Raw genomic sequence first — 23,199 nt, forward strand, 5'->3', positions numbered from 1 at the left:
TCTCTCGCGATAAGGTTTGCCTGCCCTTAGGCGAGGGTGCAGCGAACTAGCGCGAAAGCAAGGGGATTTGGATGCTCCTCCATCGAACGACGCCCGGGAAGCCCTGGCGGCGGCTGGCGGCCATACTGTCCGCGGCCACCCTCGGCGTCGGTCTCCTCGCGGGATGCGGTTCCGGCTCGACGGACTCGGCGGACGACAAGGGCGAGGGCACTCAGGCCGCGGCCGCCGGTGACTTCCCGGTCACCGTGGAGCACGCGTTCGGGTCCACCACGGTGAAGAAGGCGCCCCAGCGCGTCGTCTCCGTCGGCTACACCGACGACCAGACCGTCCTGGCCTTCGGCATCAAGCCCGTCGGCATGGTCGACCAGTACCCGAACCCGCCCGGCAAGAGCCCCGACATCAACACCCAGTGGCCCTGGGTGAAGGACAAGTGGGGCGACACCAAGCCCGAGGTCGTCATGAAGAACGGCGACTCCGGCCCCAACTACGAGAAGATCGCGGCCCTTCGCCCCGACCTGATCGTCGCGGTGTACTCCGAGATCGACCAGGCCGCCTACGACAAGCTCTCCAAGATCGCCCCCACGGTGGCCCGCACCAAGGGCGAGAAGGAGCCCTTCAGCGCTCCCTGGCAGGACAACGCCCTGCACATCGCCAAGGCCCTGGGCCAGGCAGATGAGGGCCAGAAGATGGTCGACGACATCCAGGGCCGGCTCGACACGGCCAAGAAGGACCACCCCGAGCTCGGCAAGGAGACCGCGGTCGCCCTGTCCTGGTACAAGGACTCGGTGGCGCCCTTCACCTCCACCGACGTACGCGGCCGGCTCATCACGGGCATCGGCTACACGTACCAGACCGAGATCGACAAGGTCGCGGGCGGCGACTTCTACACCACGCTCTCGCCCGAGCGCATCGACCTCGTCGACGTCGACCGCATCTTCGTCATCAACGACAAGGCCGACACCGAGGCGCTCAAGAAGTTCAAGCTGTTCGCCAACCTCGACGCGGTCAAGAAGGGCAACGTGTCCTACCTGCTCGACAGCGAGGGACCCGCGGTCGGCGCGGCCATCTCCCAGGGCACCCTGCTGTCCATGCCGTACGCGATCGACGAGCTCGTCAAGTCGGTCGAGTAGGGAAGTGAGCACCACCGACACGCGCGTCGCCCCGGCGGCCCTGCGCACGACGACCGGCCGCGAGGCCGCCCGATGGGTCGCGGACCACTGCCGCGCGATGCCCGGCCTGACCGTCGCGACCGTGCTCACCACGGTCGCGGGGGCGGCGCTCCAAGTGCTCCCGGTGCTCCTGCTCGGCCGGGTGGTCGACGGGGTCGTCGGGGGCGAGGACCGTTCGGTCCTGGTCACGGTCGGGGTCCTGATCGGTGCCGCCGCGCTGCTCGGCGCGGCGGCCACCGCGGTGTCGACCTATCTGATCGGACGGCTGGGCGCGGACCTGCTCGCGCGGCTGCGCGAGGGCGCCGTCCGCGCGGTGCTCGGCATGCCGAGCACCCGGGTCGAGCAGGTCGGCCGGGGGGACGTGCTCTCCCGGGTGGGTGACGACGTGGCCGTCATCTCCAAGGGCATCCGCACGGCCGTCCCCACGGTGTTCTCGGCGGGGGTCCTGGTCGTCATCGCGACGCTCGGCATGTTCGGCCTCGACTGGCGGCTCGGCCTGGCCGGCGCCGGCGCGCTGCCCGCGTACGCGCTGGCGCTGCGCTGGTACCTGCCGCGGTCCGCCCCGCTCTACCGCAAGCAGCGCGTGGCCCAGGCCGACCGCGCCCAGGCGTTCATCAGCGGCCTGAACGGCATCGACACCGTCCGCGCGTACCGCCTGGAGAGCGCCTTCCGCGAGAAGGTCACCACCGAGTCGTGGCGGGTGCGCGAACTCGGAATCGAGGTGTTCCGGTTCTTCGGCCGGTTCGTCGGCCGGGAGAACCGCGCCGAGTTCATCGGACTGGTCCTGATCCTCGTCGTCGGGTACGCCCTCCTGGAGGCCGAGGCGGCCACCCTGGGCGAGGTGTCGGCGGCCCCGCTGCTGTTCCACCGGCTCTTCACCCCGCTCGGCGCCATCATGTTCACCTTCGACGAGGCGCAGAAGTCGGGCGCGAGCCTGACCCGCCTGGTCGGGGTGCTGGGGGAGTCCGCCGAGGAGCGGCTGGTCGGAGACGAGTCCGTCACGGCCGCCGGGGCCGGGGCGTACCCGGTGACGGTCGAGGGGCTGACGTTCCGTTACCCGGGCTCCGAGGAACCGGTGTTGCGGGACGTCGGCCTGACGATCCCGGCCGGTGGGTCGCTGGCCCTGGTGGGCGCCACGGGGGCGGGCAAGACGACACTGGCCGCGCTGATCGCCGGCATCGGTACCCCACAGGCCGGGTCCGTGCGCATCGGGACGACCGATCTCGCCGACCTGGACGAGGCCGGGGCGCGGGCCCTGGTGAGCATCCTGACGCAGGAGACGCACGTGTTCTCCGGCCCGCTCGCAGACGACCTGCGGCTGTCCGCACCGGGGGCCACCGACACCGAACTGCTGGACGCGCTGCGCACCGTCGGCGCCGAGGGCTGGGTCGCGGCGCTGCCCGACGGGCTGAACACCCCGGTCGGCGAGGGCGGCGAACGCCTGGACGTCACCAAGGTCGCCCAGATCGCCCTGGCGCGGCTGGTGCTGGGCCGGGCACCGGTGGTGGTGCTCGACGAGTCGACCGCCGAGGCCGGCAGCGAGGGCGCCGCCGAACTGGAGCGGGCCGTGCTGGCCGCGTGCGCGGGCCGGACCACGCTGTTCGTGGCGCACCGGCTGACCCAGGCGATGGCGGCGGACCGGATCGCCGTGCTCGACGCGGGACGCGTCGTGGAGCAGGGGACGCACGAGGAACTGGTGGCTCTGGGCGGCCGGTACGCACGACTGTGGCGGGCCTGGCGAGAGGGTAGTTAGGCAACCCTAATTTAGGTTAGCCTAACTCCACATTCTGGAAGGGACGCTGAGTCTTCGATGATGGAACCGCGCGCTCGTCTCGCACTGCTTTCTCCCACGCGCCTGGCCGATGTGCGCCGGCGGATCGGCGACTACCCGGACAGGACCATCACCGAGGCCTGCGCCATCGGCCTGTCGTACTGGGCGACGGGCCGCAGCCCCGAGGGCATCGACCTCACCCCCGGCACGCTCTTCGCCGACGTCCTCGGCTGGGTCGACAACGGCGGTGCGGCGCCCACCGGTTGGGAGATCTCCCCGGACGGCCGCGGCATCACCGTCCCCGACGGCGTCCCACCCGAGGACGCGCAGCTCGCGCTGGACGACCTGGCCGACTTCCCGGACCGGCCGCTCGGCACCGTCGGCCCCTCCAGTGTGGCGGCGAGGCTGCGGACCCTGGCCGAGTGGAACGACAACCGGGCCGACCGGGACCGCCCCACCATCGTGGAGATGTTCCGCGCGCAGGCGAGTGCCCGACCGGACGCCGTGGCCGTCGTCGACGAGCACCGGTCACTCACCTACCGCCAAGTCGCGGACTTCTCCAGCCAGTTGGCGCACCACTTGCTCACGCGCGGGCTCGGCTCCGAACAGGTCGTCGGCATCTCCCTGAGCCGCTCCGCCGACATGGTCGTCGGGCTGCTCGCCGTGCTCCAGGCCGGGTGCGCCTTCGTACCGCTCGATCCGCAGTGGCCCGCCGCGCGCCGCGCCGTCGTCATCGAGGACGCCCGGGTCGTCGTCCAGCTGAACGCCTCGGGCGAGCACGACCCGGCCGAACCGGACGCCGTGGCCGTCGACTTCGGCGACTGGCGGTACGACGCGTACCCGACGGACGGGACCGGCGTCACCGCCCTCGGCGACGCGCTGGCCTACGTGATCTTCACGTCCGGTTCGACCGGGCGGCCCAAGGGCGCGATGATCCGCCACGAGGCGATCAGCGAACGCCTGTTCTGGCAGGTGAACGAGATCCTCGGCTTCGGCCACGACGACGCCTCGCTGTTCAAGGCGCCCCTGTCCTTCGACATCTCCATCAACGAGATCTTCCTGCCGCTGGTCTGCGGCGGCCGGCTCGTCGTCCTGCGGCCCGGCGGCGAACGCGACCCCCACCACCTGCTGAGCGTCATCGCCGAACAGCGCGTCACCTTCACGTACCTGGTGTCGTCCATGCTGGACGTGCTGCTGGAGATGGCCGGCGACTCCGGCCGCCTGGACAGCCTGCGGCACGTGTGGTGCGGCGGGGAGGTGCTCACCCCCGAGCTGTACGAGCGGTTCCGCACCAAGCTCGACAACATCCCCCTGTACCACGGCTACGGCCCCGCCGAGACGACCATCGGCGTCTCGCACGTCATCTACCGGGGCGCCGCGGAACGCCTGTCGACGTCCATCGGCAAGGCCAACCCCAACACCCAGCTCTACGTCCTGGACGACGAACTGCGCCCGGTCCCGGTCGGCGTCGGCGGCGAACTCTACGTCGGCGGCTTCCTCCTGGGCCGCGGCTACGTGGGCGCACCGGGCCTGACCGCCTCCCGCTTCGTCGCCAACCCCTTCGCGAACGACGGCTCCCGCCTCTACCGCACCGGCGACCTCGCCCGCTTCGCCCCCGATGGATCACTGGACTTCCTCGGCCGCGCCGACAACCAGATCAAGATCCGCGGCATGCGGCTGGAGATCGAGGACGTCGAGGCCGGCCTCGCCGAACACCCTGGGGTCCGGCACACCTGCGTCGTCGCGAAGAAGAACGCGGCGGGCGGCACCTACCTGATCGGCTACGTCATACCCGCCGGCCGTGCCGGTCTGCGGGCCGACGAGGTCAAGGCGTGGGCCGGCGCGCACATGGTCGAGTACATGGTGCCCGCCCACATCGTCGTCATGGAGGAGTTCCCGCTCACCGCAAACGGCAAGCTCGACCGCAACGCGCTGCCCGAGCCCACGAGCCAGGCCGGCCCGCTCGTCCACCCCGCGACTGACGACGAGCGCGCGGTGTGCGCCGCCGTCGCGGAGGTGCTGCGCCTCGAAGAGGTGGGTGTCGACCAGGACTTCTTCCAGCTCGGCGGCGACAGCATCCTCGCGATCTCCCTGCTGAGCGCGCTGCGCGAGCGGGGCCTGCACGTCACGGCACGGCAGATCTTCACCCACGGCACGGTGGGCGCACTGGCCGCGGTCGCGAGCCGCGAGGACGTCTCCACCGTCGACCACGCCGATGTCGCCACCGGCACCGTCGTGGGCTCACCCATCGTGCAGTGGCTCGGCGAGACCACGGACGCCGTCGACGGTTTCGTCCAGTCGGTCGTCCTGAACACCCCCGCTGACCTGACCGCCGACGGCCTCGACGCGATCCTCACCGCCCTCGTCACCCGGCACGACATGCTCCGCGCCAAGCTGGTGCGCGGCAGCCGCTGGAGCTTCGACATCCCCGACGCGGACCGGGCCGAGCCCTGCTGGCAGCTCAGCGACCGGCCGATCGACGACTGCGTCGCCCTCGCCACCGACACACTGGACCCCACGGGCGGCGTGATGCTCCGCGCCGTCTGGCGCCCCGAGGCACGCCAGCTCGTCCTCGTCGCCCACCATGTGATCGTCGACGGCGTCTCCTGGCGCGTCCTGATGGAGGACCTGGCCACCGCCTGGCGGCAGTTCAGCACGGGCCGTCCCGTCGAACTCCCGCCGGTGGGCACGTCGTTCCGGCGCTGGACCCAGCTGCTGGAACGCGCCGCGTTCGACGCCGACAGCTCCGCCTACCGGCGACCGCTGCCCGGCGAGGACCGGCCGCTGGCCCGCCGCGCCCTCGCCGCGACCGACACCGTCGCGAACGAACGCCTGCGCACCTTCACGGTCGGCCCCGACGTCACGGCCGCCCTGCTGAACGAGATCCCCGCGAAGTTCCACGCCGGCGTCAACGACGTCCTGCTCACCGCACTCGCCGTCGCCCTCGCCCGGCACCGCCGCGACCTCGGCCAGGACCAGACCTTCGCCCACATCGAACTCGAAGGCCATGGCCGCGAAGGACAGTTCGTCGCGGGCTCCGCCGGCTTCGAGCCCGAACTGTCCCGGACCGTGGGCTGGTTCACCACGCTCTTCCCCGTGACCGTCGACCCCGGCACGGCAACCGACTTCACCACCCCCGAGTATCTGACCGCCGCCCTCAAGGCCGTCAAGGAGGACCTCGCCCGGGTCCCCGACAACGGCGTCTCCTACGGCGCCCTGCGCTACCTCACCCACAGCGAATTCGACGCCCCCGCACCCCAGGTGCTCTTCAACTACCTCGGCCGTTTCGCCGCCGGCGCCCCCGGCGACTGGCAACTCGCGGGCACCACCGGCCAGCTGGGTGAGAAGCGCGACCCCCGGATGCGCCTGCCGCGCGCCCTGGAGTTCAACGCGATCGCCGAACCCGACGCCTCGGGCGCCTATGAACTCGTCACCACCGTCTCCTGGCCCGACGGCCTGTTCACCGACGCCGACATCACGGCACTCGGCGACTACTTCCGCACGGCCCTGACCGGACTCGCCGCGCTCGACCAGGGCGGCCACTCACCCAGCGACTTCCCCCTCATACCGCTCACCCAGGCCGACGTCGACGCCCTGGACGGCCCGGCGCTGCGGGACGTCCTGCCTCTGACCCCGCTCCAGGAAGGCCTCTACTTCCACTCGGTCTTCGACGACGACTCCGCGGGCGCCTACGTCGAGCAGCAACTGCTCACCCTGGACGGAGAGGTGGACGCCGACCGGCTCGCCGCGGCGGCCACCCGCCTGCTCGCCCTCTTCCCGAACCTGGCCGCCCGCTTCACGGCCCTGGCCGACGGCCGCGTGGTCTCCGTCCTCCAGAGCGGCGTCGAAGCCCCCTTCACCACGCTGGACCGCCCCGGCTTCACCGACGAGGAGATACGCGACCTCGCCGAGCGGGACCGCCGCGCCGGTTTCGACCTGGCCACCGGCCCCCTCATGCGGTACACGCTCATCCGCTCCGGCTCCGGCCGGTACGTCCTGGTGCAGACCGTGCACCACATCATCGCCGACGGCTGGTCCGTGCCGCCGATGCTCCGCGCCCTGCTGGCCGAGTACCACGCGCCGGGCACGGTCCACCCGGTCGGTGGCTTCGCCGACTATGTGCACTGGCTCGCCGGACGCGACGCCGACGAGAGCGACCTCGTCTGGCGCGAGGAACTCGCCGGACTGCCCGGCCCGTCGCTGATCGCCGAGGGACACACCCCCTCCGACCGGTTCGCCGACACTTCCATGGCACCCGGGGAGGACATCGACACCGCCGTCCGCGAGGCCGGAGTCCCGCTGAGCGTCGCCGTGCACAGCGCCTGGGCCGTCACCCTCGGCGGCCTCCTCCAGGGCCGGGACGTGGTCTTCGGCTCCACGGTCTCCGGCCGCGACGCCGAGGTGCCCGGCATCGGCGACATGGTGGGCCTCTTCATCAACACCATTCCCGTACGCGCCCGTTGGGCTCCGGAGACCACCGCCGCCGACCTGCTCACCTCGGTGCGCGACCACCAGAGCACCGTCCTGCCGCACCAGCATGTCTCCCTGGCGCGCATCGGCCGCCAGGCCGGCGCCGGGTCACTCTTCGACACGCTGGTCGTGTTCGACGTGGCCACCGACCTGACCGCGCTGCGGACCCCCGGCGACACGCTGACCATCACCGACCTCGTCAACGAGGGCGCCCCGCACTACCCGCTGACCCTCGTGGTCGAGCGCGCCCCCGACGGCCGCCCGCGCTTCAACCTCATCTACGACGGTGAACTCCTGCGCGAGACGACCGCCCGCTCGATCCTGCACACCTTCAGCCGGACCCTGACCGGCCTGCTCGCGCACCCGGACACCCCGGTCGACGAGCTGGCGGCGGGAGCCGAACGACGCCCCGCCCCGATCACCCCGACCACCCTGGGCGCACTGTTCGACACCGCGGCCCGCCGCGACCCGGCGGCCACCGCCGTCACCCAGTGCGGCCTCGACGGCGCCACCCGCTCCCTGACCTACGGCGAACTGTCCGACGCCAAGAACGACCTGGCCTCCGCCCTGCGCGCGGCGGGAGTCGGCCCGGGCAAGCGGGTCGCCGTCGCCGTCCCCCGCTCCCTGGAGCAGGTCGTCGCCCTCGTCGCGATCGTCGGCGCGGGCGGCGCGTACGTCCCCCTCGACCTGGCGTACCCCGACGAGCGGCTGGAGTACATCCTCGCCGACGCGGCCCCGCAGGTCGTCCTCGTGGACCGGGACCAGCGCGACCGCTTCACGGACCTGCTGGCCCGGGCGGGGGTGCCGGCCCGGGTGCTGGTCCAGGGCGAAGAGCCCCCGGCCGCCCGCACGGAACCCGCCCCCGAGCCCGACTGGCACACCCCCGCCTACGTGATCTACACCTCCGGATCCACAGGCCGCCCCAAGGGCGTCGTCGTCCCGCACTCCAGCGTGGTGGCGCTGCTCGCGAACACCCGGCCGGACATGGGCTTCGGCCCACGGGACGTCTGGGTCCAATTCCACTCCTTCTCCTTCGACTTCGCCGTCTGGGAGCTGTGGGGAGCGCTGGCGCACGGCGGCGAGTTGCTGGTCCCCGAGTACGGGCTGACGCGCTCCCCGGTCGACTTCCACCGGCTGGTCCGCGAGCGCGGCGTCACCGTGCTCAACCAGACCCCGTCCGCCTTCTACCAGTTCATCGAGGCCGACCGGCTCGCCGGCGAACCGCTGCCCGCACTGCGCCGGATCATCTTCGGCGGCGAGGCACTGGACCTCGGACGGCTGCGCGGCTGGGTCGAACGGCACGGCACGGCCGCACCCGAGCTGGTCAACATGTACGGCATCACCGAGACCACCGTCCACGTCACCCACCGGGTCCTGACCGACGCCGACTTCGGCCCCGCCGACGACGTCAGCCCCATCGGCGGCCCGATCCCCGGCCTGGTCACCTACCTGCTCGACGACCGGCTCCGCCCGGTGCCGCCGGGCCGCGAGGGCGCCATCTACGTCGCCGGCGACCAGGTGTCCCTCGGCTATCTGGGCCGGCCCGGACTCACCGCGGGCCGCTTCGTCGCGAACCCGTTCACGGCCGACGGCTCCCGCATGTACCACACGGGCGACCTCGCGATCCGCACCCTCGACGGCGAACTGGTCTTCACCGGCCGTGCCGACGACCAGGTCCAACTCAAGGGCTTCCGCATTGAGTTGGGTGAGGTGGAGTCCGCGATCAGGGCCCTCGACGGCGTGACGGACGTGGCGGTGACGGTGGCGGACACGGGCGACCATCTGGTCGCACATGTGGTGGGCGACGTACCGTCTGACCTGAGGGCCCGTCTGTCCTCCAGGCTGCCTGTCCATATGGTTCCGGGCCAGGTCCTCACGCTCGAGGCCCTGCCGCTGACGATCAACGGCAAGCTGGATCGAAAGGCCTTGGCGAAACGCCCTCTAAGGGGCGCGGGGAACTGCGCGACAAGCCACAACGCACCCGCAGACGAACACTCAGCACTCGCCACGCTGGTGGAGATCTTCACTCAGACACTGCCCGGTTCAGACGTAACCGCCGACACCGACTTCTTCCGCGCCGGAGGCGACAGCATCATCGCCATCACGGTCGTGAACAGGGCCCGGGCACAGGGCCTGCCCATAGCCCCCCGGGACGTCTTCCTGCTCAAGACGCCACGCGCCCTGGCCGAACACCTGGGAACAAGCACACTCCAGGCCGCTCCCGAGACCACCCACCGGGAAGACGGCCCACTGCCCCCCACCCCGATCATCCTCCGCCAACGTGAACTCGGGGGCTCCCTCACCGGCTTCGCCCAGGCCAGGACACTCCAGGCCCTCGAAGGCACGGGACACGCCGACGCCGTACGCGCCGCGAACGCCCTGGTCGCCGCCCACCCGGCCCTGCGACTCAAGCTCCGTACCGAGCACGGCGTATGGACCCTCCGCACCGAACCCGCCCGCGACATCACCGTCGTACGCCCGGACACCACCGACGCGACAGCCGTCGCCAACGAGGCTGCCCGACAACTCGACCCCGAGTCGGGCGAAGTGATCGCGTTCGCGTGGCTGGAGTCGAGCAGCACGCTCGTCGTCACCGTGCACCACCTCGCCGTCGACGCGGTCTCCTGGCTGATCCTGCTCGACGACCTCGCCACAGCCCTGCGCGGCGAGCCCCTCGCTCCGCCGACCACCTCGTACGCCGAATACGCCGAAGCCCTGACGCTCCGGGCGACCCAGGACCTCGACGACCTCGGCCACTGGATCACCACCCTCCAGGCTCCCGAACTGCTGCCGTACACAGGAGCGTTGCACAGGACGACGGTGGTGCTCGACCCGGACGTGAGCGACGGCGTCACCCGCACCGCCCCCGCCGCACTCGGCGTCGGCCTCACCGAGCTGCTGTGCGGCGTCCTGCGCACCGCGCTGACCCACATCCAGCCGTCGCCCGGCGACCTCGCGATCGACCTGGAGCGGCACGGCCGGGTCCCCGTCCTCGAACAGCACGACTACACCCGTACCGTCGGCTGGTTCACCGCCATCGCGCCCGTACGGCTCACCGCGCACACCGACCCCGTCGCGGCGGCCCGCGAGGTCGCCGAGCGCCAGCCGGACGAGCGCGGACACGTCGCCTACGGCCGGCTCAGGTACCTCAACCCGCAGACCGCCCCGCTGCTCACCGCCCGCCCGCAGGTGCTGTTCAACTACCTCGGCCGGGGCAGCGAATCACAGGCACTGCAGCTCACCGGCGGCGACCAGGGCAGCCCGTACGCCGTCGAGGTCAACGCGTGGACCGACGAGGCCACCGGCAGTCTGCTCGCCGAGTTCGTCCTCGCCGAGGGCGTTCCCGACGCGATCACCGAGCACTGGCGCGGTGCGCTGAAGCACCTGGCGGACGCCGCGACGACGGCCGAGCGCACCGCACCGGTCACTCCGCTCCAGCGCGGCCTGTTCTTCCAGGCCCAGCTGGCGGGCACGGCCGGCCACTACGTCGCACAGAACTGGTTCACCTTCGACCGGCGTCTGGACACCGGCGCGCTGGCCGAGGCGATGGCCCATGTGATCGCACGGCACCCGGTCGTCGGCGCCGGCTTCGGCACCGACGAGGACGGGAACCCTGTCCAGGTCCTCAGGGCCGGGCGACGGGTCGACGTCCGTACGGTCGCCCTGTCGACGGACGCGGAGGTCGACGCCCTGCGCGCCCGGGACCGGGACACGGGCTTCGATCCGGGGGAGCCGCCGCTGATCCGGCTGACCGTCGTGCATCTGCCCGGCGACCGGGACGGCCTGCTGCTCAGCTACCACCTGCTGCTGTGGGACGGCTGGTCGCGGGAGATCGTCCTGCGGGACCTCTTCGACGCCTACCGTGCCGTCCTCGCCGGCGAGCCGCTCGATCCGACGCCCGCCACACCGAGCTTCGAGGAGTACGCCCGGGCCCTCGACGCCAGGGACCCGGCGCCGTCGGAGCGCTTCTGGGCGGACCACCTGGCCGCCCTCCCCGGCCCGACACTGCTGGCAGGACCGGCGCCGTCCTTCTCCGACGACCTGCCGAGCGCGCTCGTGCACACCCTGTCCGCCGAGCAGTCCGCGCTGGTGCGCGAGACGGCCCGGGTGCATGGCGTCACCCTGAACTCGGTGCTGACCGGCGCGTTCGGCCTGCTGCTCGGCGCGCACACCGGCCGCGCCGACGCCGTGTTCGGCGTGACCGTCTCCGGCCGGGACGGCGAGGGGCGCTCCGGCATCGTCGGCGTGCTGCTCAACACCGTGCCGATGTGGACCCGCGCCCGGCCCGACGACCCGGTCGGCGCCTACCTGTCGGCCGTCCAGTCCGCCCGGGTCGACGCTATGGAGCACGAACACCTCGGGCTCGGCGAGATCCAGCGGGCCAGCGGGCACGACACCCTGTTCGACAACCTGTTCGTCCTCCAGAACTTCCTGGACATGGACGCGTTCGCCGAGATGAACACCCGGCACGGCATCACCTCGGTGAAGGCCGACGACTCCACCCACTATCCGTTCACCTGGGTCGTCACGCCCGGGGACCGGCTCACGGTCAAACTGGAGTACCGCGACGGCGACACCGGCAACGCCCGCCGCCTCCTCGACGACTACCTGAGCGTGCTCGACGACCTGGCCCGTGCCACCGGACCGGTCGGCGCGCTGCGAGGTCCGGGCCGGGTGCCGGAGCCGGCCGCACGCACCGACGTCGGCAGGGACACCGTCGTCGACCGGTTCGACCGGGCGGCGGACCGCGACCCGCGGCGGGTGGCACTCGTCGCCCACGGCTCGACGATGACGTTCGCCGAACTCCGCGACCGCAGCCGGGCCGTGGCGGGCGTGCTCGCCGCGCGCGGCATCGGACCGGAGACGACCGTGGGACTCGCGATCCCGCGCTCCCTGGACTGGATCGCGGCGCTGTTCGCCGTCCTGCGGGTCGGCGCCGCGTACGTGCCGCTGGAGCTCGACCACCCGGACGAGCGGATCGCGGCCATCGTCGACGACGCCCGCCCGGACGTGATCCTCACCGTGAGCGCGGTCTCGCCCCGGCTGAGCGGCGACCTGATCGAACTGGACCGGCCGCTCCCCGACGCCGAGCCGTTTGTGACGTTCGCGCCGGACGACGCGGACCGGCTGCGCCACCCCGCGTACACCATCTACACCTCCGGCTCCACCGGGAAGCCCAAGGGCGTGGTGACCGAGTACGCCGGTCTCACCAACATGCTGATCAACCATCAGCGCCGGATCTTCGAGCCGGTGCTGGCCGAGCACGGCCACCGGATCTTCCGGATCGCGCACACCGTGTCGTTCGCGTTCGACATGTCGTGGGAGGAGCTGCTGTGGCTCGCCGACGGGCATGAAGTGCACATCTGCGACGAGGAGTTGCGGCGGGACGCGCCCCGGCTGGTCGCCTACTGCCTGGAGCACGGGATCGACGTCGTCAACGTGACTCCGACCTACGCCCAGCAGCTGGTCGCCGAGGGCCTGCTCGACGACCCGGCACACCGGCCGGCGCTGGTGCTGCTCGGCGGCGAGGCCGTCACACCGACGCTGTGGCAGCGGCTCGCCGAGACCGAGGGCACGGTCGGCTACAACCTGTACGGGCCCACCGAGTACACCATCAACACCCTGGGCGTCGGCACCTTCGAGTGCGAGGACCCGGTGGTGGGCGTCGCCATCGACAACACCGACGTGTACGTCCTGGATCCGTGGCTGCGGCCGCTGCCGGACGGTGTGCCCGGCGAGCTGTACGTGGCGGGCATCGGCATCGCGCGCGGCTACCTAGGGCAGCCCGCCCAGACGGCCCACCGCTTCGTCGCCTGCCCGTTCGGCGAGCCCGGCGAGCGCATGTACCGCACCGGCGACCTCGTGGTTCGCCGCCCGGACGGCAACCTGATGTACCTGGGCCGCACCGACCAGCAAGTCAAGATCCGCGGCCACCGGGTCGAACTCGGCGAGGTCGAGGCGATGTTCGCCGCGCACCCGGCGGTCCGGTTCGTCGCGGCGGTCGCCCAGCCCGACCCGCAGGTCGACGGTGCCCACCGGCTGGCCGCCTACCTGGTCCTGGACGGGGCGGAGCTGGCGAGCGTCGCCGCCGACGTGGGCGCCGGACTGCCGGACTTCCTGCGGCCCACGCACTACGCCCAGGTCGACAGCATCCCGCTGACGGTGAACGGGAAGGCTGACACCAAGGCGCTGCCCGAGGCCAAGCCACTGGGCGCGCTGACCACGGCGGGGGAGCGGGGCCCGCAGACCGAGACCGAGACCGTGGTGTGCGAGTACTTCGCCGAGGCACTGGATCTCGACGACGACGAGGTGAGCGCGGTGGGCGACTTCGTGGCCCTGGGGGGACACTCCATGCTGGCGGTGCGGCTGGTCGGGCTGCTCCGCCGCGAGTACGGTCCCGTGATCACCATCCGCGATCTGTTCACCCTGCGAACCCCGGAAGCGATTGCCCGCCACCTCGATGACAACTGACACCCAGCGGCCCCGCCACGGGGCCGCGATCCTCCGGACGGCCCTGCGCCGCAACGTCGGCGCCATGGCCTGGGGCACCCTCCTCATGGGCCTCTACCAGGCCGGCGAGACGGCCTTCCCCATCGCGCTCGGCCTGATCGTCGAGCACACGATGCGGGACGGCCGCAGCCTCCAGGCGCTCGCCGTGTCGATCGCCGCCCTGGCCGTGATCATCACGACGGTGTCGCTGTCGTGGCGGTTCGGCATGCGCATCCTGCAGAAGGCCAACACGACCGAGGCACACCGCTGGCGGGTGAAGGTCGCGGCGTGCGGGCTGCAGCCCGTGGCCCGGGACGTCGACCTCAAGTCCGGCGAGGTGCTGACCATCGCCACCGAGGACGCCGACCAGACCGCCGACATCATCGAGGTGGTGCCGCTGCTCGTCAGCTCGCTGGTCGCGGTGCTGGTCGCGGCGGTCGCCCTGGGCCTTGCGGACATCCGGCTCGGGCTGCTGGTGATCGTGGGCACCGTCGCGATCCTGTCGGTCCTCAGCGTGATGTCCAAGCGGATCGGCAGCAGCACCCAGGAGCAACAGGCCCGGGTGGCGCGGGCGGGTGCGAAGGTCGCCGACCTGATCACCGGCCTGCGTCCGCTGCACGGCTTCGGCGGCAACCACGCCGCGTTCCGGTCCTACCGGGAGGTCAGCACGGAGGCGAAGCGCCAGTCGATCACCGTCGCCAAGGTGAACGGCGCCTACGCGGGTACCGCCCTGGCCCTCAACGCGGTCCTCGCCGGCGCCGTGACCCTGACGGCGGGCTGGCTGGCGTTCGAGGGCCGGATCACCATCGGTGAACTCGTCATGGCCGTGGGACTGGCGCAGTTCATCATGGAACCGCTCAAGCTGTTCTCCGAGATGCCCAAGTACGTGATGATCGCGCGGGCCTCGGCCGAGCGGATGGCCCTGGTGCTGTCGGCCCCGCCGGTCATGACCCCGGGCTCCGAACGCCCCTCCGAGGGCGGCGACCTGGAGATCGACGGCGTCCGCCACGGCACGCTGACGTATCTGAAGTTCCAGGTGAAGGCGGGGGAGTTCGTCGCCATCGCCCCCTACCAGCCCCGCGCGGCGGCCGACCTCGCCGCCGTCCTGGCCGTGCGCGTCCCGCCCGCCGCGTACGAGGGCACGGTACGGATCGGCGGCAAGGACCTGGCGGACCTCTCCGTCGAGGCGGTCCGCGAGCACCTGCTGGTCAACCCGTACGACGGGGAGATCTTCGCGGGCACCCTCCGCACGAACATCGACCCGTCGGGCACCAGCCGCACGGTGCCCGAGGCGGTCGAGGCCTCCATGCTGACCGACGTCGTGGCCCTGCACCGCGAGGGCCTGGACTACGGCGTCCGCGACCGGGGCGCCAACCTCTCCGGAGGCCAGCGCCAACGCCTCTCCCTGGCACGCGCCCTGGCCGCCGACACCGACGTCCTCGTCCTGCACGACCCGACGACGGCGGTGGACGCGGTCACAGAACAACTCGTCGCCCGCAACGTGGCGAAGCTGCGCCGGGGCCGCACGACGATCGTGATCACCAGCAGCCCGGCCTTCCTGGACGCGGCAGACCGGGTCCTCGTCCTCGACGACGGCACGATCACAGCAGAGGACACCCACCGCAACCTGCTGACGAGTGACGAGGCCTACTGCCAGGCGGTCGCACGGTAACGCTTCAAGGGGGCCAGGGGTACACGCTGTGAGGGGCGCGGGGAACTGCGCGATCAACCCCCACGCACCCGCACCCGACAACGGTGCTGCACGCGAAAGGGGCGCGGGGAACTGCGCGATCAACCCCCACGCACCCGCACTCGACAACGGTGCTGGACGCGAAAGGGGCGCGGGGAACTGCGCGACCAGCCCCCACGCACCGGCACTCGACAACGGTGCTGGACGGGAAAGGGGCGCGGGGAACGGCGCGATCACCGGAAGGGGGCGCGGGGAACGGCGCGATCACTCCCCACGCACCCGCACCCGACAACGGCGCTGCACGCGAAAGGGGCGCGGGGAACTGCGCGACCAGCCCCCACGCCCCCGCACCCGACAACGGCGCTACGCGCGGAGCGCCCAGCCCACATCCCTGAGCAACGCATGACGCCACCCCGCCCGGTCATGCCCCGACGCCGACCGCGACACCCGCACGGTCGCCCCGGCCCGCTCCACCAGCCCCTCGGTCACCTCACAGTGGGCCAGCATCCGGTCCTCATGCTCCCCGACATCGAACGCGACCCGAAGCCCCGACAGATCCATCCCCGCCCGCAGCCGCTCGGCGATCACACCCCCCACCGAACCCCCCAACGGATCAGCCGCCCGCAGGGCACCCGGAGTCCACCAGAACGACCCCGACTGACACGCCACCCGCGTCACCAGCTCGGGAAACTCCAGCGCCGCGTACACCGCACTCAGCCCCCCGAGACTCTGCCCGGCCACCACCAGCCGCTCCGGATCGGCGGGCACGCCCGACTCCGCCACCAGCGGCAGCAGTTCGTCCCGCACCGTCTCCCACAGCTCGGGCCGGCAGGTGAACTCGGCGGCCCGGTCCTTGGCGGGCAGGAAGACCAGCGTGACCGGCGGCACCTCACCCGCCGCCACCGCCGAGTCGAACGCGGTCACGGCCGGATGCAGATGGAGCCAGTCGTCGCCGTCGAGCAGCAGTACCACCGGCCCACCGCCCCCCGCCGGATGAACCCGCACGGTCCGCCGCCCGCCCAGCCGCTCACTGGCCCAGCGGATCCGCGTCCGCGGCAGGGGCAGCACCGCGTCCGCCCCGAGGACGGGCCAGTGCGGCTGCTCCGGGGCGTCCGGGGTCGCGGCGATGGACCGTTCGCCGCCCGCCCCGGCCGGGTTGAACGGGTCGGCATGGAAGACGTCCCCCATCACGAACCGGTACGTCACCCGCAGCCGTTCGGGCATGCGCACCTCGGCATACCAGCAGTCGCTGTCCTGCCAGCGGCGCAGGGCGACCGGCTCCGACCAGCTCTCGAACTCGACGGTCACCGGCGACGACCCGCGCCACAGGAACAGGGTCACCCAACCGCCGCCCTCGGCGGGCACCGACGAGGGCGCCCCCACAGCGGCCCAGAACGCGGAACTGCCGGGCGCGCCCGGCAGCCCGAACCCGGCGAACGCGTCCCGACTGCCGGCCGCGGTCACACGCATGAGCGTCTCCTTGTGAGAGGGAAGGGGCAAAGGCTAAGCTCCGTCAATTAGGCGAGCCTAACCTAATCTTGACCCCTTCGAGGAGGCACGACGCATGAGCACCAACCCCTTCGACGACACCGAAGGCCGGTTCCTCGTCCTGGTGAACGACGAGGGCCAGCACTCCCTCTGGCCGTCCTTCGCCGAGGTCCCCGGGGGATGGACGATCGCCTTCGCCGAGAACACCCGCGAGGCATGCCTGGAGTACGTCGAGACCCACTGGACGGACCTGCGCCCCCGGTCCCTCGCAGCGTCCCAGGACGCCTGACACCGCCGATGCTGTGCACCAGGCTGACCAACGCCCGTTTCCTCACCATGGATCCGGACCACCCGGTCGCTCATGACCTCGGCATCTGGCAGGGCCGGATCGCGGGCCTCGACGAGGCCGTGACCTCCCTGCCCGCCAAGGAGGTCATCGACCTCCAGGGCGCCACGGTGCTCCCGGGGTTCATCGACGCCCATGTCCACCTAGCCTGGACGGGGTTCAAGCAGAACACCCCGAGCATCGCGGGCCGCACGCGCATCGACGACGTGCTCGCGGTCGTGGCCGAGGCGGTCGCCCGCACCCGGGCCCCCGGCGACTGGGTGAGCATCGCCGGCTACGACCAGCGGGCCCTCGGCCGCCATCTGACCGCCGCCGAACTCGACCGGGTCAGCGACGGACGCAAGCTCTACCTGCTGCACGACTCCGGGCACGGCTGCGTCGTCAACACCGCCGTCCTGGACCTGCTCCCCGCCGGCATCCCGCACGAGAACGGCTTCCTCGCCGAGCAGGCCATGGGCGCCGCCCGCGCCCTGCGCCTTCCGCACGCCCAGGAGGACCTGGCCGAGGCGATCGGCCGCGCGGCCCGCACCTGTCTGACCGAGGGCGTCACCGCCTGCGCCGAAGCCGGCATCGGCGGCACCCTCTTCGGCCACAGCCCCGTCGAACTCGGCGCCTACCAACTCGCCCGCGACAAAGGCCTGTTGCCGCTGCGGGTGCAGCTCATGGTGTCCGCGGACCGGCTGCGCCCGGTCACCGCACACAAGGCCGACGGCATCCCGCGCGCCCTCGACCTCGGCTTGCGCACCGGCTTCGGCGACGACCGGCTCTGTGTGGGCGCGCTGAAGGTGTACACCGACGGCGGCATGATGGCCCGGACGGCCGCACTGACCAGCCCGTACGAAGGGCTCGACCACGCCGGGCAGTTGCAGGACGACCCGGACGTGCTCACGGACCTCATCGTGGACGGCCACCTCGCCGGCTGGCAGCTCGCCGTGCACGCCATCGGCGACCGCGCGGCCGACCTCGCCCTGGACGCCATCGAGCGCGCCCAGCGGATCCGGACCCGCCCCGAGGCACGCCACCGCATCGAACACGCAGGGCTGATCCGCCCCGACCAGCTCCCGCGCATGGCCCGGCTCGGCGTCAGCGCGGTCGTCCAGCCGAACTTCCTGCGCTACTACGGCGACGACTACGCCTCGGTCATGGGCGGGGAACGGGCTCCCTGGATGTACCGGGGCCGGGCCTTCCTGGACCACGGCATCCCCCTGGTGGGCAGCTCGGACCGGCCCGTCGCCGACGGATCGCCCCTGCGCGCCGTCCAGTTCATGGCCGAACGCGCCTCCATCTCCGGCCAGCTCATCGGCCCGGACGAGGCCGTCACCGTCGACCAGGCCCTGCACGCGTACACCGTCGCCGCTGCCCGCGCCTGCCACTGGGAGGACCGCCTGGGCTCCCTCACCCCGGGCAAACACGCCGACCTGGTCGTCCTCGCCGACGACCCCCGGAGCGTCGACACCTCGCGCATCGGAGACATCGAGGTCGTGGAGACGTACGTGGGCGGACTCCCGAGCCGCCCGCGCGCCTGACCCCCGGTCCGGAACCGAGGAAGGAACCCCTTGACCACGGCCCCGCCGCGCCCCGCCGTGTCCCCGCACGCCCTTGCCGCACCGACGCCCACCGTGCGTACCGCCCGCCCGGAGGAGGCCGCCGCCCTCGCGGCCCTGTCTCGGCCGTTCGCGCACTCGGGGGCACTGCGCGCACGCCCCGTCTCCCTCTACGCCGCCCACGCGGCCGACTTCCTGGTGCTCCAGGCCCCCGACGGGGCTTTCGACGGCTGCGTGGGCCTGCGCGCCTACCCCGCGGACCCGGGGGAGGGCCGCGAACGCGCGGGCGTCGTCTACAACTTCTGCGTGGCCGCGCACCGGCAGGGGAGCGGAGCGGGCGCCCGGCTGTTACGCGCGGCGCTCGCCACCGCACGCGCCCAGTCGCTCGACGCCCTCTTCACGGCGACCACCGGAGGCGCCGTGCTCTTCCTCCGCCACGGCTTCACGCCCACGACCGCGCACCGTGCGCCACGGCCCTGGGCGGAGTCCCTGGACCCGCGGCGCGGGGCACGCGTCCTGGTCAGGACATGGTGACGGCGTCGGGCACCACGGTGGTGCCGGGGCTGGTCCCGGCCAGCACACTGCGCAGCACCGCGTGCGGCACGCGCCCGTCCACCACATGTGCCTTGCGTACCCCGCCGCGCACGGCCCGCAGACAGCCCTCCATCTTCGGCAGCATCCCGCTCGCCAGCCCCGGCAGCAGCCCGTCCAGCTCCCGGGCCGTCAGATGCCCGATGACCTCGGTGCTGCGCGGCCAGTCCGCATACAGCCCCTCGACGTCGGTGAGCACCACCAGCCGCTCGGCATCGAGCGCTACGGCGAGGGCGGCCGCCGCGAGATCGGCGTTCACGTTGTAGACCTGCCCGTCCGCGCCACGTGCCACGGGGGAGACGACGGGGATGTGGTCCTGCTCCAACAGGGCGCGCACGATGGCCGGATTGACGTCCACGACGTCACCGACGAGGCCGATGTCCACCGCCCTGCCGTCCACCCGGGCCGGCCGCCGCACGGCCGTCATCGTGTGCGCGTCCTCCCCGGTCAGACCCACCGCGAAGGGACCGTGGACGTTGATGTGACCGACCAGTTCCCGCTGCACGCGGCCCGTCAGCACCATGCGCACCACGTCCATGGTCTCGGGCGTGGTCACTCTCAGCCCCGCCTCGAAGCGGGTCTCCAGGCCGAGCCGGTCCAGCATCGCGCTGATCTGCGGCCCGCCGCCGTGCACGACGACCGGGCGCAGGCCCGCGTGCCACAACTCCACCACGTCCTGGGCGAAGGTCAGTTGAAGCCCGGGGTCCACCATGGCGTTGCCGCCGAACTTGACGACGACCACGCTGCCCCGCAGATCCTCGGGCCAGGGACGTGTCCCCGCGAGCGGATCCCCGTCACGGGCGGCTGTCACGGTCACGCTGACACTCCGTTTCATGGCGGGGCGGGACGGCGCCGGGCGAAGTCGTGCCGCAGATCACGCGCGAAGTCGATTAGCCAAGGCTAACCTTACCAAGGCCCCCGGTCGAAGCGCAGGAGTCAGAGGAGGGCCAGGAAAACTGCCGCTGACGCCCGCTCAGGCCGGGCAGTCAGCCCGCGTGGTGGCAGTACCCCAACGGATCATCAGATAGCCGGACCCGCCGATCTCCGCCACGGCGTAGCGAGAGTACGGCCAGGCGCTCCCCGCACTCTCCCGTTCGCTCACCAGCGCCCGGCACGCCTCGCCGGCGGCCAGATCCGCCCAGGACTCGACCTGCTCCTGGTTCCACTGCAAGTAATCCGACCAGACGTACATCACCGAGTCGTCGGGGTCGAAGCCCACTTTGATGTGCGCGTTGCCGAGCACCCGGTCGGTACCGAGTGTCCGGCGCATCCCGTTGGTACCCGTGATGATCCTTCGGGCGGTGGCGTCCGCGACCCGGATCTCCGCGCCGTCGGTACTGGGGATCATCGCCTGCCCCAGACCCTCCTCGTCGGGATGCCAGTCCTGCGCACCGCCCTCGCCCTGCCCTGTGCCGTCGTCGGCGGCCGACCGGCAGCCGGTGTCGGTCACGAAGTCGTCCTGCCAGGTCACCCGGGGCTCCCGGCCCTGCTCCTCCTTCACCATGACATACGTGCGGTACGGCAGGTCAGGGTGCAGCCGGAGGACGACGTCCCGCAGCGTCAGGCACAACGACCTGGCGATCCGCGTCTCCGCGTACAGCGTCCCCTGCTCGTCGGAGGCCAGCCGGTACGAGAAGTAGACCTCCCGGCGCGACGTGTGGAACCGTACGGTCCCCGGAGTGAAGTCGGCGCCCTCACCGAGCTCCTGCGCCTCGACGCCCTGGTCGTGCAGGACCGCGCGCGCCACCTCGTGCTCCCCCGCGCCTCGGGCGGCTCGTGCCCGGTCCCAGCTCGCCGCACTCGCCGCGCCGCCGCCCGCGGCCTGCCGCTCCGCCTTCTCGTCCCCCTGCGCGGTGCTCGCCGAAGCATGCCCGGATCCGCCGGAGACCGGCGATGACGCCGAGGACGCGGACAGGGGTGTGTGACGGTCACCCCCGGTGTCGCCGGGCAGCAGCGCCGCCACTCCTCCGGCCAGGCCGCCGACGACGCCTGCCGCGAGGGCAACGGCCGCCACCAGCCGCTTCCGGGAACGGCGGCTGTCCGACGGCAGCTGCCAGGCGGAGTCCTCCGGGGTCGGCACCTCCCAGGCGGCCGTGATCATGTCCGCCGCCGTCGCCGGTGACGCGGCCCCCGCCGCCTGAGTGACCTGAGACGCCAGGAGCACCGCACACTCCTGGGCGGCCTCGGCGGCCGACGGGCGGTCACCCGGCTCCTGGGCCAGCGCCTTCTCCACGATCCCGCGCAGGAGGACGGGGACGCCGTCCAGGTCGGCCTCGCCCGACATCACACGGAAGGCGACCACATCCGGCGCACCGGCCCCGAACGGCAGCCGTCCGGTGGCCGCATAGGCCACGAGCGCGCCCCACGCGAACACGTCACCCGCCGGACCCGCGCTGCCCTGACGGTACTGCTCGGGGCTGATCCAGCCGGGGGTGCCGGTCATGACCCCCGTCCGGGTGACACTGGTTCCGTCGGCGGCGTGCGCGATACCGAAGTCCAGCACCCGGGGGCCGGCGGGCGTGAGCAGGACGTTCTGCGGCTTCACGTCGCGGTGCACCACCCCCACGGCGTGAATGGCGGCCAGCGCCTGTGCGGTGGCGGCCGCGAACGCGTACGCGCTCCCCTCCGTGAGAGGCCCCTGCGCGAGCACGTGCTGGGTCAGGGTAGGCCCGGGCACGTATGCGGTGGCCAGCCACGGGGTCTCTGCGTCCGGATCGGCGGCCAGCAGCGGAACCACATGCGGTCCGGTGACACGGGACGACAGCTCCACCTCACGCCGGAAACGGGCCCTGAACTCCGGATCCTGGGCCTGCTCGGGGTGAATCACCTTGACCGCGACGCGCATTCCGTCGGAGGCGACACCGGCATGAACGGTGCCCATGCCGCCCGCGCCGAGACGGCCGATGATGCGGTAGGGGCCAATACGGGATGGGTCGCCCGGACGAGCCGGCCGAACTCTTCCGGAGCCGATTTCGCTCACGAACACTTCCTTGGAACAGTGGGATGAACGGGCAGACCGAGGTGTCGATCGCATCCGCCGGACGCCGGGTGGACGGGGGAGTTACTCACGACCGCCGCGCGACGAGCCCCGGCTGATGTGGCCGCTCGGAAAGCCGATGCGGCCGGTCGAAAAGCTCATGTGGCCGGTCAGAGAGCTGATGTGACCGCCCGAAACCTGATGTGGCCGGTCAGAAGGCTGATGTGGCCGGTCAGAAACCTGATGTGGCCGGTCAGAAAGCTGAGGTGGCCGGTCCTAAAGTGCCGCAGACCGGCGAACTGCGGTGCCCAGTCCTTCAGTTCGTCGACGATCGCAGGTTCGGTCCGGCACCGGGCCGCCGCTGCGGCACGCCATCCGTCCCCCGGGGTACCCGGCCCCGCACCATCCCGGTCATGGCGCCCAGCGCCCACTCGTCCTCGACACTGCCCCGTCGCATCGCGGTCCCCTCCCCGGCCGTCGACCTTGTGCGACGCGAGCCTATGCGGCTTTGCCCCCGGGGGCGGCCGGTTTGAAGGCTCTCCTGCCCCGGGAGCCAGGGCGCCCGCCCGACCTCCCGGGCTTCCGCGCCGGCTACTTCGTCCTGCGGTTCGCGGAGACGGCAGACTCTTTCCCCAGCACTTCGAGAGTCTCTTCCATTTCCCGG

General features: G+C 72.1%; 10 protein-coding genes. 7 read left to right on the forward strand and 3 right to left on the reverse strand.

Translation table 11 applies throughout. The annotated features are described in order from the left end of the window. The first annotated feature begins 71 nt into the window (after positions 1–71). Genes IGS69_RS30730 through IGS69_RS30745 form a run of 4 tightly spaced genes read left to right on the forward strand, consistent with a single transcriptional unit; the run spans position 72 to position 15,571 of the window. Positions 72–1,130, forward strand: coding sequence for an iron-siderophore ABC transporter substrate-binding protein (locus IGS69_RS30730; RefSeq protein ID WP_190903721.1), 1,059 nt, complete (start codon positions 72–74; stop codon positions 1,128–1,130). Between the two features lie 4 nt (positions 1,131–1,134). Beyond that, positions 1,135–2,922 (forward strand): ABC transporter ATP-binding protein, encoded by a 1,788-nt coding sequence (locus IGS69_RS30735; protein ID WP_190903722.1) that lies wholly within the window; start codon positions 1,135–1,137, stop codon positions 2,920–2,922. A gap of 57 nt (positions 2,923–2,979) precedes the next feature. Further along, the gene (locus IGS69_RS30740; protein WP_190903723.1) at positions 2,980–13,881 is read left to right on the forward strand and encodes a non-ribosomal peptide synthetase; all 10,902 of its coding nucleotides are present in this window, start codon (positions 2,980–2,982) and stop codon (positions 13,879–13,881) included. Continuing rightward, on the forward strand, positions 13,871–15,571 hold the full coding sequence (locus IGS69_RS30745; protein WP_190903724.1) for an ABC transporter ATP-binding protein: 1,701 nt from the start codon (positions 13,871–13,873) through the stop codon (positions 15,569–15,571). The genes IGS69_RS30740 and IGS69_RS30745 overlap by 11 nt, the downstream gene beginning before the upstream one ends. Before the next feature lie 381 nt (positions 15,572–15,952). On the opposite strand, the gene IGS69_RS30750 is transcribed toward IGS69_RS30745, so the two are convergent. Next, positions 15,953–17,059: an alpha/beta hydrolase-fold protein gene (locus IGS69_RS30750; protein ID WP_190903725.1), complete on the reverse strand. Its 1,107-nt coding sequence runs from the start codon at positions 17,057–17,059 to the stop codon at positions 15,953–15,955. 94 nt (positions 17,060–17,153) lie between these two features. Here IGS69_RS30750 and IGS69_RS30755 point away from each other — a divergent pair, with 94 nt between their 5' ends. The 3 genes from IGS69_RS30755 to IGS69_RS30765 are packed head-to-tail and all read left to right on the forward strand — an operon-like array spanning position 17,154 to position 19,501. After that, a complete protein-coding gene (locus IGS69_RS30755; RefSeq protein ID WP_190903726.1) occupies positions 17,154–17,366 on the forward strand; it encodes an MbtH family protein in 213 nt (70 codons plus the stop codon). A gap of 8 nt (positions 17,367–17,374) precedes the next feature. Then, entirely contained in the window at positions 17,375–18,949 is a 1,575-nt protein-coding gene (locus IGS69_RS30760; protein ID WP_190903727.1) for an amidohydrolase, read from the forward strand. A gap of 30 nt (positions 18,950–18,979) precedes the next feature. Next, positions 18,980–19,501 (forward strand): GNAT family N-acetyltransferase, encoded by a 522-nt coding sequence (locus IGS69_RS30765; protein WP_385864709.1) that lies wholly within the window; start codon positions 18,980–18,982, stop codon positions 19,499–19,501. Here IGS69_RS30765 and argB read toward each other — a convergent pair. Next, complete coding sequence (gene argB, locus IGS69_RS30770; RefSeq protein WP_190903728.1) at positions 19,488–20,393, reverse strand: acetylglutamate kinase; 906 nt, start codon at positions 20,391–20,393, stop codon at positions 19,488–19,490. The genes IGS69_RS30765 and argB overlap by 14 nt on opposite strands. A 138-nt stretch (positions 20,394–20,531) precedes the next feature. Then, entirely contained in the window at positions 20,532–22,592 is a 2,061-nt protein-coding gene (locus IGS69_RS30775) for a serine/threonine-protein kinase (protein ID WP_269783192.1), read from the reverse strand. Positions 22,593–23,199 lie beyond the last annotated feature (607 nt).

Origin of the sequence: Streptomyces tuirus (genome assembly GCF_014701095.1) — a bacterium.
GTDB lineage: Bacteria > Actinomycetota > Actinomycetes > Streptomycetales > Streptomycetaceae > Streptomyces > Streptomyces tuirus.